Here is a 12,587-nt window from a genome sequence, read left to right as displayed (position 1 = left end):
GGCGCTGACAGCGACCTCCACTTCGAGCACAACGCATGGCGCTTCAGCAGATCATCGATCGCAGGCTCGCAGGCAAGAACAAGTCGATCGGCAACCGCGAGCGTTTCCTGCGCCGACACAAGGCGCAGATTCGCGAGGCCGTGCGCAAGGCGGTCAGCGGCCGCGGCATCCGCGACATCGAGCAAGGCGAGGACATCACGCTGCCCAAGCGCGACGTCTCCGAGCCGCTGTTCGGGCACGGCTCCGGCGGCAAGCGCGAGATGGTGCATCCGGGCAACAAGGAGTACGTGCGCGGCGACCGCATCAAGCGGCCCGAGGGCGGCGGCGGGCAGGGCGGCGGGTCACAGGCCAGCGACTCGGGCGAGGGCGAGGACGACTTCGTCTTCCACCTGAGCAAGGAAGAGTTCATGCAGGTCTTCTTCGACGACCTGGCACTGCCCAACCTCGTGAAGACGCAGCTGGCCGAAACACCGGAGTTCAAGAACCAGCGAGCCGGCTTCACCAGCGACGGCACGCAGAGCAATCTGCACGTGGTGCGTTCGATGCGCGGCGCGATCGGCCGACGCATCGCGCTCGGCGCCGATGCGCGACGAGAGCTGCGGCACCTGGAGGCCCAGCTCGCGAGCCTGAAGCAGCGTTCGCGGCTCGACACCGGCGGCGTCGACCTCGACCCGGGCCATGCCTTGCGGCAGCGCGAGATCAAGGACCTGGAGGGCCGCATCGAGCTGCTGCGCCAGAAGGTCGCACGCATCCCCTTCCTCGACCCGATCGACCTGCGCTTTCGCAGCCGCGTCAAGGTGCCGGTTCCCACCACCAAGGCGGTGATGTTCTGCCTGATGGACGTGTCGGGCTCGATGGACGAAGCGCGCAAGGACCTGTCGAAACGCTTCTTCATCCTGCTCTACCTGTTCCTGACGCGCCACTACGAGAAGATCGACGTGGTCTTCATCCGCCATCACACGCAGGCGCAGGAGGTCGACGAAGAAGGCTTCTTCCACTCGACCGAAACCGGCGGCACCGTGGTCTCCAGCGCCCTGGTGTTGATGGAGGAGATCGTCCGCGCACGCTACCCGACCAGCGAGTGGAACATCTACGGCGCGCAGGCCAGCGACGGCGACAACTGGCATCACGACAGCGGCCGCTGCCGCGAGATCGTGTCCACGCAATTGCTGCCGCTGTGCCGCTACTTCGCCTACGTGCAGGTGGCCGAACCCGAGCAGAACCTGTGGGAAGAATACGCACAGGTCGCCCGGACGAACCCGCACTTCGCGATGCGCAAGGTGCTCGAGCCTTCGCAGATCTACCCCGTCTTTCGTGATCTGTTCAAGAAGGAAGGCGCGACATGAGCGTTCGGCCGCGCAAGGAGTCGTCATGACACGCAAGCGAGAGGCGGTGTCGGTTGCGACGCCCGACCTGTTCACCGAGTCCGACGTGCCGGCGGTGGGGCGTGTTCGCGCCGCGAGCGACATCGTCGCGAGTCCGCGGGCCAAGACGTCGTTGCCGAGCTCGAGCGACTGGACCTTCGAGCTGATCGACCAATACCACGACGTGATCCGCGAGACGGCCAGGGGCTATGGCCTGGACACCTATCCCAACCAGCTCGAGATCATCACGGCCGAGCAGATGATGGACGCCTACGCGTCGGTGGGCATGCCGGTGAACTACCGGCACTGGAGCTATGGCAAGGAGTTCATCGCCACCGAGAAGAACTACCGCCGCGGCCACATGGGCCTGGCCTACGAGATCGTCATCAATTCCAACCCCTGCATCAGCTACCTGATGGAGGAGAACTCGCTGGCCATGCAGGCGCTGGTGATCGCGCACGCCGCCTACGGGCACAACAGCTTCTTCAAGGGCAACTACCTGTTCCGCATGTGGACCGACGCGTCGTCGATCATCGACTACCTGGTCTACGCCAAGAACTACATCGCCGAATGCGAGGAGCGGCGGGGCCTCGACGCGGTGGAGGATCTGCTCGACAGCTGCCATGCCTTGATGAATCACGGCGTCGACCGTTACCGCCGCCCCACCAAGCTGTCGCTGGCGCAGGAACAGACGCGCCGTGCCGAGCGCGAGGCCTACGCGCAGCAGCAGGTCAACGACATGTGGCGCACGCTGCCACGGCGCGCCGAACCTGCTGCCGAGGAAGCCAACGCGCAGCGCTACCCGGCCGAGCCGCAGGAGAACCTGCTGTACTTCATCGAGAAGAACGCGCCGCTGCTCGAACCCTGGCAGCGCGAGGTGGTGCGCATCGTGCGCAAGGTGGCGCAGTACTTCTACCCGCAGCGCCAGACCCAGGTGATGAACGAAGGGTGGGCCACCTTCTGGCATCACCGCCTGCTCAACACGATGTACGACAACGGCCACCTGGCCGACGGCATGATGGTCGAGTGGTTGAAGTCTCACACCAACGTGATCTACCAGCCCCCGGTCGGTCACCCGGCCTACAGCGGCATCAACCCCTATGCGCTCGGTTTCGCGATGTACACCGATCTCAAGCGCATCTGCGAATCGCCCAGCGACGAAGACCGCCACTGGTTCCCCGAGATCGCCGGCGCCGACTGGCTGGTCACGCTGGATCACGCGATGCGCAACTTCAAGGACGAGAGCTTCATCGGCCAGTACCTGTCGCCGAGGCTGATGCGCGAGCTGCGGCTGTTCGCAGTGCTCGACGACGAGAAGGAATCCGAGCTCGAGATCTCTGCGATCCACGACGAGTCCGGCTACCGACGTCTGCGTGAGGCGCTGTCGCACCAGTACGACCTCGGCCAGCGCGAGCCCAACATCCAGGTATGGAACGTCAACCTGCGTGGCGATCGCTCGCTGGTTCTGCGTCACACCCAGCACAACGATCGTCCGCTGAACGAGCAGACGACCGAGGTGCTCAAGCACGTGGCCCGACTGTGGGGTTTCGACGTGCACCTCGAGAGCGCCGACGGCGCCGGCGAGATCACCAGAAAGTGGACGGTGCCGGCGCCGCCGAATTGACCGGCGCGGCACACATTCACGCAGCAGGCCGCGTTGGGGCGGCCCGGGTAGACGCCGCGCATCGGCCGGCGTCGCGTGAAGGCAGGGCTGCCGCCGTGGCGGTGGCGCGAGCGAGCGAGGAGAGTCTCATGGCCCAGGTGTCCTCTGGAACGACGATCGCTGGCGCGTGGTCGGGTGCCGCGATGTCGCCGGCCGAAGCGGAGTCGCAGCGTCTCGCGGCGCTCTATCGCTACGGGGTCCTCGAGACCGGTTCGGAGCCGGCGTTCGATGCGATCACCGAGCTCGCGGCCTGTATCTGCGACACGCAGGCGTCGCTGATCTCGCTGGTCGATCGGGACCGCCTCTGGTTCAAGGCACAGACCGGCTTTGAGGGCGACAGTGCACCTCGTACCCATGCGCCTTGCGCGCAGGCCATCGAACAGGCTGACGACAGACTCCTGCTGGCCGACCCGGCCGGCGATCCTCGCTTCGCGGCCCATCCGGCGCTCGGCGCGGCCGGCGGATGGCACACCTACGCCGGTGCGCCGCTCGTCACGCCTCAGGGCTGGGCTGTCGGCACGCTGTGCGTGCTGGATCGGACCGCGCGCAGCCTGTCGTCACGCCAGCAGCACGCGTTGCGCCTGCTGGCCGAACAGGCGGTGGCTCAACTCGAGCTGCGCCGTGCCAGCGCCTTGCTGGATCTGCAGGGCAACACCGACGAGGTGACCGGCCTGTGGAATCGCACGGCCTTCGAGCGCCGGCTCGCGCAGGAGTGGACGCGCTGGAGCCGCCATGGAGGCGATCTCGCGCTGCTGGCCGTCGATCTGGATCACTTCAAGCATTTCAACGATCTGCACGGCCACCCGGTCGGCGACGAGGCGCTGCGACAGGCGGCGCAGGGCCTCGAAGGCAGCCTGCGCGGCCATGACGTGCTTGCGCATTGCGGGGCCGGCGAGTTCAGCGTGTTGCTGCCGTCGACCGACACGGGCGGTGCGATGGCGGCAGCCGAGCGCATGCGCATCGCCCTGGCCGCGGTGCCCTGGGTGGTCGAGCCGTTGACGGCGAGCATAGGCGTCGCGGTGGCAGTGCGTGCGGCCGACATCGAGCCGATCGCGTTGACGCGGCGCGCCCATCGTGGCCTCACCCATGCCAAGGCGCAGGGCCGCAATTGCGTGGAGCTGTGTCTGACGTGAGCTTTGCCGGCGAGGCGGTCGATCGGACCGCCGCACTTCAGGCGCCGTCGCCGCCCAGCACCCAGACGCCTGCGGGCGGCAGGTTGCCCCACACCACGTCGCGCAGCGACCAGCGCAGCGAGCTGCGAGCCGGCAGCTCGAATGGAGCACGCGGCTGGTAGGTGTACTGGACCATGCGTCGCGTCGGGTGGGCCTCGATGAACTGAAGCAATGCCGCCAGCGTGGTCCTGCGCATCGGCTCGGGCAGGCTTCTGAACGGCAGCGACGAGACCAGCATCGTGTCGACAGGAGCGTGCGCATGCCGCGCCAGCACCTCGTGCGCGGGAGCGCAGGCCACCTCGATGTCGGGGAAGCGCCGCCGCAGGCCGCTCGCGAGATCGGACTGCAGCTCGACGGCCAGTAGCGGAGTTCCAGGCGCGGCGTGCCGCAGCGCGGAGGTCACGGCGCCGGTGCCCGCGCCGAGCTCGATCAGGGCCCCGGCATCGCCGATCTGCGACGCCATGGCCCGCGCCAGCCGCCGCGAGGACGGCGCGACCGCGCCCACGAGCCCGGACGCGTGAGTGCCAGCGCGATGAAGGCCGAGGTGTTCATGCCGCGGCGCACCTCGGCAGCGTCGGTGCTGGGAGGCGGCCTGGAGAGACGACTTTGCGGTCGACGTGTCTCACCACGTGAAGATCTTCCCGGGGTTCATGATGTTGCCGGGGTCCAGCGCATGCTTGATCTGCCGCATCAGCGCCACGCCGCCGGCGCCGGCCTCGTCGAGCAGGAAGCCCATCTTGTGCAGGCCGATGCCGTGTTCGCCGGTGCAGGTCCCTTCGAGCCGCAGTGCGCGTGCCACCAGCAACTGGTTCAGGCGCTCCGCCTCGGCGCGCTCACCCGGCGCCGTCGGATCGATCAGGTAGCCGACGTGGAAATTGCCGTCGCCGACGTGACCGACGATGAAGTAGGGAATGCCGCTCGCGTCGGCCTCGGCAACCGTCTCGTTGATGCATTCGGCCAGGCGCGAGATCGGCACGCAGGTGTCGGTCGTCACGGCACGGCAGCCGGGCCGGGTCTGCAGCGCCGAGAAGTAGGCATGGTGGCGGGCGGTCCACAGCCGCGTGCGCTCTTCGGGCGTGGTAGCCCACTGGAAGTCCTCGCCGCCGAGGTCGGTCGTGAGGGCCTGTACCGTCTCCGCCTGCTCCTGCACGCCCGCCGGGCTGCCGTGGAACTCCATCAGCAGCATCGGCGCCTCGCGCAGCCCGAGGTGGTCGTGTGCGTTGACGGCCCGCACCGCGTGCACGTCGAGCAACTCGCAGCGCGCGATCGGCACGCCCATCTGGATGACCTGGATGGTGCTGCGCACCGCCGCGTCGATGGTCGGGAAATGGCAGACCGCCGCGCTGACGGCTTCCGGCAGGGGGTAGAGCTTCAACGTGATCTCGGTGATCACGCCGAGCGTTCCTTCGCTGCCGACGAACAACCGCGTCAAGTCGTAGCCCGCCGACGACTTGCGTGCCCGCGAGCCGGTGTGGATCAGCTCTCCGTTCGCCGTGACCACGGTGAGGCCGAGCACGTTCTCCCGCATCGTGCCGTAGCGCACCGCGTTCGTGCCGCTGGCGCGGGTGGCGCACATGCCGCCGAGCGTGGCGTCGGCGCCCGGGTCGATCGGAAAGAACAGCCCGTCATGGCGCAGCGCCTCGTTGAGCTGCTTGCGGGTCACGCCGGCCTGCACGGTGACGGTCAGGTCTTCCGCGTTCACGCGCAACACCTGGTTCATGCGCGACAGGTCGACGCTGACACCGCCCTGCACCGCCAGCAGGTGGCCTTCAAGCGAGGAGCCGATGCCGAACGGGATCACCGGCACGCCATGCGACTGCGCCAGTGCCATCAGCGCCACGACGTCGTCGTTGCTCGTCGCGAACACGACGGCATCGGGTGCCGGCACGTCGAACGGCGATTCGTCGCGCCCGTGCTGCTCGCGAATGGCCTGTGCCGTGGAACAGCGCTCTCCGAAGTGAGCCTTCAGCGCGGCGAGCATCGCCGCCGGCATGGGCCGCCGTGCGATTCGGGGCAACAGATCGATCGGGGCGTTCATCGTGTCTCCTCTCGACGGCTCGGAGCCGTGGGCCATTCTAGAAACAAGGAAGCCGGACTGCTGCGGCCCCGAGTCCGCTAGCATCGCGTGATGGGCAATCGACTGACACAGATCGCAACGCGCACCGGCGACGACGGGACCACCGGGCTCGGCGACGGCACCCGTGTGGCCAAGGATCACCTGCGCGTGCAGGCCATGGGCGACGTCGACGAACTCAATTCGCTGCTCGGCCTGTTGCTGTGCGAGCCCTTGCCCGACGCGCTGCGCGTGTTGCTGGTGGCGGTGCAGCACGAGCTGTTCAATCTGGGCGGCGAGCTGTCGATTCCCGGCTACACCCTGCTGAAGGACGAGGCGGTGGCGGCGCTGGACGACGCATTGGCCGAGCACAACGCCGCGTTGCCGCGGCTGAAGGAATTCATCCTGCCGGCCGGCACGCGCAGCGCCTCGATCGCCCACCTCGGCCGCACTGTGGCGCGCCGCGCGGAGCGGGCCGTGGTAGCACTTGCCAACGCCGAGCCGGGCGCGGTGCGATCTGCGCCCCGCCAGTACCTGAACCGGCTGAGCGATCTGCTGTTCGTGCTGGCCCGCGTGCTCAACCGGGCCAACCTCGACGGCCTGGGCGGCGACGACGTGTACTGGCGCAGCCCGAGGCTCGAGACCCCGGACTGACGCCGCCCGCTCAACCGGCCAGCGGCCTCATTGCGGGGCCTTGCTGCCGGCCATGAACTCCTCGGCGCTGAGGAAACCGTCGCGGTCGGTGTCGAGCGACTTGAAGCGCTGGGCGATCGCGGGCAGCTTCGCCGCTTCGGCGGGGCTCAGCTTGTTGTCGGTGTCGACATCGGCACGCTTGAAAGCCTGCTGTGCCGTCACGTCGCTCGACTTGTCGGTTGGAGCCGCCTGCGCCTGAGCCAGGTTGGCGAAACCCACGGTGCCGGCGAGCGCCAGACTGACCACGGTGATCTCGATGACCTGACGCGCCTGGGTCTGGATGGAAGGGGTGATGCGAGAGCGATTCATGGAGGTTTCCTTCGCAGGAAGTTCTGGAACCTCCATTCAAGCGCCGACCGGGGTCTCCGGCCAGCACTCTTGCGGCAGCTTGCCTCCGTTACCTGACGGCGGCGTCGCTTACTCTCGTTTGCATGCGCTCACTTTGTTGCTGAGGCTCGTGTGATGTAACCCGGTTGTCTCGCCGAGTCGTTCAGCCCCGTCCGCGCCGGGCCGCCACCGCGGTGCTGAGCACGCCCAGCACCTCCAGTGAATCGTCCCAGCCGATGCAGCGTCGGTGATGCTCTGGCCGTAGGCGAGCTTCGCCGGGTCGTCCTTGCCGGCACTGAACTTCTGGGCGCCGGCGCTCAGGTGGCTCTCGACCATCACACCGAAAACCTGGCGGCTGCCGCCGGCCAACTGGTCGGCGACGTCGCGCGCCACGTCGATCTGCTTCTGGTGCTGCTTGCTGCTGTTGGCGTGGGAGCAGTCGACCATCAGCGAGGCCGGCAGCCCGGCCTTGCCGAGTTCGGCGCAGGCCGCGCCGACACTGCTGGCGTCGTAGTTCGGCGTCTTGCCGCCGCGCAGGATGACGTGGCAATCGGCGTTGCCGCGGGTCTCGACGATCGCGACCTGGCCGTTCTTGTGCACCGACAGGAAGTGGTGCGGCCGGCTGGCGGACTGGATGGCGTCCGTGGCGATCTTGATGTTGCCGTCGGTGCCGTTCTTGAAGCCGATCGGCGCGCTGATGCCCGAGGCGAGCTCGCGGTGGACCTGGCTTTCGGTGGTGCGCGCACCGATGGCGCCCCAGGAGATCAGGTCGCCGATGTACTGCGGCGAGATCACGTCGAGGAACTCGCTGCCGGCCGGCAGCCCGAGGCGGCCGATCTCCAGCAGCAGCTGGCGCGCGATGCGCAGGCCTTCGTCGATGCGGAAGCTCTCGTCGAGGTAGGGGTCATTGATCAGGCCCTTCCAGCCGACGGTGGTGCGCGGCTTCTCGAAGTACACGCGCATCACGATCTCCAGCGTGTCGGCGTACTTGTCGCGCTGGGCCTTGAGCTTGCGCGCGTAGTCCACCGCCGCCACCGGGTCGTGGATCGAGCACGGGCCCATGATGACCAGCAGGCGGTCGTCATTGCCGCGCATGATGTCGCGGATGCGGCGGCGGGTGCTGGACACCAGCTCCTCGACGGGCGTGCCGCGCACCGGGAAGAAGCGGATCAGGTGCTCGGGCGGCGGCAGTGGCATCACGTCCTCGATCCGTTCGTCATCGGTCTGGCTGGTCTTGTCGGCGGGCGCGGCCCAACCCTCGGGAACGTTGGCGGACAGGGCATTCATCGATGTTTCTCCTGGGCGGTCTGACGGGGGGCGAACGGTCGAAAAAAAACCGCCGGGTTGGGCCCGGCGGTTTGAGATTCGGCTTGCGCTGCTTTTACGCTGATGCGCGGGCCTCTCCTCCGCCGGGGCGGTGCGAGAACCAAAAGTACGCAAAAAAGTAGGCGTCGAAGCGCATGGGAGCGAAATGTAGCACGACGCCGAGGTTGGGCCGCATGCGTCGCTCGATCGTCGTCCGGCCGGATCAGTAGGCCTTGGCCTCGAAACCCTGAGCCACCAGGGCCACGATCACCGCGCCGATGTGGGCGTGGTTGCGCGTCTGCAGCACCAACTCCACCTCGGCGTTCTGCGCCGACAGCGTGGTGAAGGCCCGCTGGTGATGCACTTCCTCGATGTTCGCGCCGGCCTCGGCCACGGTGGCGGTGATGCGCGCCAGCGCGCCGGGTGCGTCGCGCGCGTCGACGCGGATGCGTGCCAGCCGCCCGCTCGCACCATGCCGCGCTCGATGATCGCCGACAGCAGCAGCGGATCGATGTTGCCGCCGCACAGCACCAAGCCCACGCGTCGCCCGGCGTAGCGCCCGGGCTCCTTCAGCAGCGCAGCCAGACCCGCGGCGCCGGCCCCCTCGACCAGCGTCTTCTCGATCTCCAGCAGCATCACCAGGGCATGCTCGATGTCCGCTTCGTCCACCAGCACCATGTCGTCGACGAGGTCGCGAACGATCGCCCGCGTGATCCGCCCCGGCTCACCGACGGCAATGCCCTCGGCGATCGTGCTGGTGCCTTGCGGATGGGTGCGGCCCTTGACGAGGTTCACCATCGCCGGAAAGCGCGCCGTCTGCACCCCGACGATCTCCAGCCCGGGCTTCAGCGCCCGGGCGACGGTCGCGATGCCGGAGATCAGCCCGCCGCCGCCGACGGCGATGACCAGAGTGTCGAGCGTCGGTTGCGCGCGCAGCATCTCCAGGCCGATCGTGCCCTGGCCGGCGATCACCAGCGGATCGTCGAAGGGGTGCACGAAGCTCAGGCCCTGCGCCGCGGCCACCTCCAGCGCGTGCGCGCGAGCCTCGTCGAAGCTCTCGCCGTGCAGCAGCACCTCGGCACCGAAGCCGCGCGTGCGCTCGACCTTCACCGTCGGCGTGTGCCGGGGCATCACGATGACCGCGCGCAGGCCCAGCCGCTGCGCGTGATGCGCCACGCCCTGCGCATGGTTGCCGGCGGAGGCGGCGATCACGCCCTTCAACGCGGCGGTGCCGTCGTCGCGCGCGGCGACCAGCGCCAGCAGCTTGTTCAACGCGCCGCGCTCCTTGAAGGAAGCGGTGAACTGCAGGTTCTCGAACTTCAGGAAGACCTGCGCGCCGGTGATCTCGGACAGTGTCTTCGACTCGACACACGGTGTGTCGAGCACCTGTCCGGCCAGCCGGCGTGCAGCGGCCTCGACGTCCGCCAGGGTCACCGTCGCCGGCGACTCGGCTGAGGTCAAGCCGTACCCCCACGGTGAGCCCGTCGATGCGCAGCGTCGGCTGGCCGACGCCGACCGGCACGCTCTGGCCTTCCTTGCCGCAGGTGCCCACGCCGGTATCGAGCTGCAGGTCGTTGCCGATCATCTTCACGCGCGTCAATGCGTCCGGGCCGTTGCCGATGATGGTGGCGCCCTTCACCGGGTACTGGACTCGGCCGTTCTCGACCCAGAAGGCCTCGCTGGCCGAGAACACGAACTTGCCGCTCGTGATGTCGACCTGGCCGCCACCGAAGTTGGTGGCGTACAAACCCTTCTTCATGCTTGCGACGATCTCGTCCCTGCTCTTGTCGCCGCCCAGCATGTAGGTGTTGGTCATGCGCGGCATCGGCACATGCGCGTAGCTCTCGCGCCGGCCGTTGCCGGTCGGCTTGACCTTCATCAGCCGCGCATTCATCGAATCCTGGATGTAGCCCTTCAGGATGCCATCCTCGATCAGCACGTTGCGCTGGCTCGGGTTGCCCTCGTCGTCGACGTTCAGCGAACCGCGCCGGTCGGGCAGGGTGCCGTCGTCGAGCACGGTCACGCCCTTGGCCGCGACGCGCTTGCCGATCTTGCCGCTGAAGGCGCTGGAGCCCTTGCGGTTGAAGTCGCCTTCGAGGCCGTGGCCGATGGCCTCGTGCAGCAGGATGCCGGGCCAGCCCGGGCCCAGCACCACGGTCATCTCGCCGGCCGGTGCGGGGCGGCTCTCGAGGTTCGTCAATGCGGCGTTGACGGCCTGGTCCACGTAGCCGGCGATCACGTCATCGCGGAAATAGCCAAGCCCGAAGCGCCCGCCTCCGCCGCCCGAGCCCATCTCGCGGCGGCCGTTCTGCTCGGCGATCACAGTGAGGCTCAGGCGCACGAGCGGACGCACGTCGGCCGCGACCGTGCCATCGGCGCGGGCCACCAGCACCACGTCGTACTCACCGGCCAGGCCGGCCATCACCTGCACCACGCGCGGGTCGCGCGCGCGCGCCAACTTTCCGCCCGCTCAAGCAAGGCCACCTTCTGTGTGCTGTCGAGCGTCGCGATCGGGTCCATCGGCGCGTACAGCACGCGGCTGCCCGCGATCTTCGGCGCGCCGCCGACCTTGACCGAGCGGCTCATCCCCGAGGCCGCGATGGTGCGCACCGTGCGCGCCGCGTCCAGCAGGGCAGCTTCAGAGATGTCGTCGCTGTAGGCGAAGGCGGTCTTCTCGCCAGCCACGGCGCGCACACCGACGCCCTGGTCGATGCCGAAGCTGCCGCTCTTGACGATGCCCTCCTCCAGGCTCCAGCCCTCGCTGCGCGTGTACTGGAAGTAGAGGTCGGCATCGTCGATGCGGTGCTCGCCGATCACGCGCAGCGCGTTGGCGAGCTTGGCCTCGTCGAGGCCGAAGGGTTCGAGCAGCACCTGGCGAGCGACGGCCAGGCGTTCGAGGGTGGGTTCGCGCGAGATCATGGGATATCGATTCTAGGCAGCAGGGGATGTCACACGCTTCACCAATCTTTACCGATTCGCGCAGTGGACGGGTGCACGGCCTTGCAGCCTCGGCGTTGGAAGGAGGGGAGCATCTTCCCACCTTTGACCGAGCAAGGAGCCAGTGCAATGAAAACCATTCCCGTCCTGTTGAGTGCCGTCCTGCTGGCCGCCGCGGGCGCCAGCTTTGCGCAAGGCGTGACCGCCACGCCGCGCATCGACCAGCGCGAGCAGCGGCAGGAGCAGCGCATTCAGCAGGGCGTGGGCTCCGGCGCGCTGACGCCCCGGGAGACCTACCGGCTCGAGAAGGAACAGGCCCACATCGGCAAGGCGGAAAGCCGAGCCAAGGCCGACGGTGATGTGACTCCCGCGGAACGCAAGCGCCTGACGAACATGCAGAACCGCGCCAGCCGCGACATCCGGCACCAGAAGCACGATCGCCAGGCCGTCCCGACCAAGGGATGAAGCGAGGCTCAGGCGTCGTCCTCGGTCGGCGCCCCGGATCTCAGTTGCAGCGCCCGCTCGTAGAGGGCATTGCGGGGGGCGCCGGTGGCCTCGGCCGTCAGTGCCACGGCCTGCTTCAGCGGCAGTGCCGCGACCAGGGTGCGCAACAGCCGCTCGGCGCTGGCGATCATCGGGCTGTCTTCGGCGGCCGCAGCCGGCAGGGCGTGCAGCACGAGCACGAACTCGCCGCGGAGGCGGTGCGGGTCGGCCGCCAGCCAGCCCGGCAAGGCCTCGGCGTCCAGGGTCTCGACGTGCTCGAACTGCTTGGTCAGCTCGCGACACAGGCTCAGCGATCGTGCCGGCATCACCTCGGCCAGGGCGCCGGCCAGCGCGGCAATGCGGTGCGGCGCCTCGAACAGCACGGTCGTCTCCGGTCGCGTGGCCAGTTCCCGCAACTGGGCCGTGCGCTCGACGGCCTTGCTGGAGAGGAAGCCGACGAAGCGGAAGTCCTCGCCCTGCGTGTCACCGGCCGCGCTGAGCGCGGTGGTGACGCTGCTGGGCCCCGGCAGCGGCAGCACGCGGTGGCCGGCGGCACGCACCGCGGCCACCAGCCGCGCGCCGGGATCGCT

At 68.4% G+C, this 12,587-nt stretch carries 9 protein-coding genes and 3 pseudogenes; 5 read left to right on the top strand and 7 right to left on the bottom strand.

The genetic code is table 11. The features are described from left to right. The first annotated feature begins 35 nt into the window (after positions 1–35). The 3 genes from Y694_RS05945 to Y694_RS05935 all read left to right on the top strand — a co-directional run bounded on the left by Y694_RS05945 (position 36) and on the right by Y694_RS05935 (position 4,160). On the top strand, positions 36–1,346 hold the full coding sequence (locus Y694_RS05945) for a YeaH/YhbH family protein (protein ID WP_011831351.1): 1,311 nt from the start codon (positions 36–38) through the stop codon (positions 1,344–1,346). Between the two features lie 25 nt (positions 1,347–1,371). Next, positions 1,372–2,988, top strand: a complete 1,617-nt coding sequence (locus Y694_RS05940) for a SpoVR family protein (RefSeq protein WP_036230750.1) — start codon at positions 1,372–1,374, stop codon at positions 2,986–2,988. A 128-nt stretch (positions 2,989–3,116) separates the two neighbouring features. Further along, a complete protein-coding gene (locus tag Y694_RS05935; protein ID WP_081771202.1) occupies positions 3,117–4,160 on the top strand; it encodes a sensor domain-containing diguanylate cyclase in 1,044 nt (347 codons plus the stop codon). A 37-nt stretch (positions 4,161–4,197) separates the two neighbouring features. On the opposite strand, the gene Y694_RS05930 is transcribed toward Y694_RS05935, so the two are convergent. Together Y694_RS05930 and Y694_RS05925 are read right to left on the bottom strand one after the other, a co-directional pair. Next, positions 4,198–4,662, bottom strand: coding sequence for a class I SAM-dependent methyltransferase (locus tag Y694_RS05930; protein ID WP_197028746.1), 465 nt, complete (start codon positions 4,660–4,662; stop codon positions 4,198–4,200). 159 nt (positions 4,663–4,821) lie between these two features. Next, complete coding sequence (locus tag Y694_RS05925; protein WP_036230743.1) at positions 4,822–6,237, bottom strand: FAD-binding oxidoreductase; 1,416 nt, start codon at positions 6,235–6,237, stop codon at positions 4,822–4,824. 90 nt (positions 6,238–6,327) lie between these two features. On the opposite strand from Y694_RS05925, the gene Y694_RS05920 reads away from it, so the two are divergent. After that, entirely contained in the window at positions 6,328–6,906 is a 579-nt protein-coding gene (locus tag Y694_RS05920; RefSeq protein WP_011831346.1) for a cob(I)yrinic acid a,c-diamide adenosyltransferase, read from the top strand. Between the two features lie 27 nt (positions 6,907–6,933). Here Y694_RS05920 and Y694_RS22435 read toward each other — a convergent pair whose 3' ends face one another. The 4 genes and pseudogenes from Y694_RS22435 to tldD all read right to left on the bottom strand — a co-directional run. Beyond that, the gene (locus tag Y694_RS22435; protein ID WP_051495598.1) at positions 6,934–7,254 is read right to left on the bottom strand and encodes an EF-hand domain-containing protein; all 321 of its coding nucleotides are present in this window, start codon (positions 7,252–7,254) and stop codon (positions 6,934–6,936) included. A gap of 181 nt (positions 7,255–7,435) precedes the next feature. Next, a pseudogene (locus tag Y694_RS05910) lies at positions 7,436–8,559 on the bottom strand (3-deoxy-7-phosphoheptulonate synthase). A gap of 241 nt (positions 8,560–8,800) precedes the next feature. Continuing rightward, positions 8,801–10,038, bottom strand: a pseudogene (locus Y694_RS05905) (threonine ammonia-lyase). 7 nt (positions 10,039–10,045) lie between these two features. After that, a pseudogene (tldD, locus tag Y694_RS05900) lies at positions 10,046–11,496 on the bottom strand (metalloprotease TldD); the annotation flags it as partial. A gap of 147 nt (positions 11,497–11,643) precedes the next feature. Between tldD and Y694_RS05895 the strand changes: the two are divergent. Continuing rightward, the gene (locus Y694_RS05895; RefSeq protein WP_036230739.1) at positions 11,644–11,979 is read left to right on the top strand and encodes a hypothetical protein; all 336 of its coding nucleotides are present in this window, start codon (positions 11,644–11,646) and stop codon (positions 11,977–11,979) included. A gap of 8 nt (positions 11,980–11,987) precedes the next feature. Here Y694_RS05895 and Y694_RS05890 read toward each other — a convergent pair. Further along, positions 11,988–12,587, bottom strand: a 600-nt coding sequence (locus Y694_RS05890) for a 16S rRNA (cytidine(1402)-2'-O)-methyltransferase (RefSeq protein WP_036230737.1), incomplete at its 5' end; no start/stop codon positions are given.

The organism is Methylibium sp. T29-B, assembly GCF_000576225.1.
GTDB lineage: Bacteria > Pseudomonadota > Gammaproteobacteria > Burkholderiales > Burkholderiaceae_C > Methylibium > Methylibium petroleiphilum.
This window is presented reverse-complemented; position numbering and strand designations above follow the sequence as displayed.

Excerpts from the sequence above, each read along its gene's own strand:
- Y694_RS05945 (WP_011831351.1), top strand. The coding sequence starts at position 36 with ATGGCGCTTCAGCAGATCATCGATCGCAGGCTCGCAGGCAAGAACAAG.
- Y694_RS05940 (WP_036230750.1), top strand. The coding sequence starts at position 1,372 with ATGACACGCAAGCGAGAGGCGGTGTCGGTTGCGACGCCCGACCTGTTC.
- Y694_RS05935 (WP_081771202.1), top strand. The coding sequence starts at position 3,117 with ATGGCCCAGGTGTCCTCTGGAACGACGATCGCTGGCGCGTGGTCGGGT.
- Y694_RS05930 (WP_197028746.1), bottom strand. The coding sequence starts at position 4,662 with ATGGCGTCGCAGATCGGCGATGCCGGGGCCCTGATCGAGCTCGGCGCG.
- Y694_RS05925 (WP_036230743.1), bottom strand. The coding sequence starts at position 6,237 with ATGAACGCCCCGATCGATCTGTTGCCCCGAATCGCACGGCGGCCCATG.
- Y694_RS05920 (WP_011831346.1), top strand. The coding sequence starts at position 6,328 with ATGGGCAATCGACTGACACAGATCGCAACGCGCACCGGCGACGACGGG.
- Y694_RS22435 (WP_051495598.1), bottom strand. The coding sequence starts at position 7,254 with ATGAATCGCTCTCGCATCACCCCTTCCATCCAGACCCAGGCGCGTCAG.
- Y694_RS05895 (WP_036230739.1), top strand. The coding sequence starts at position 11,644 with ATGAAAACCATTCCCGTCCTGTTGAGTGCCGTCCTGCTGGCCGCCGCG.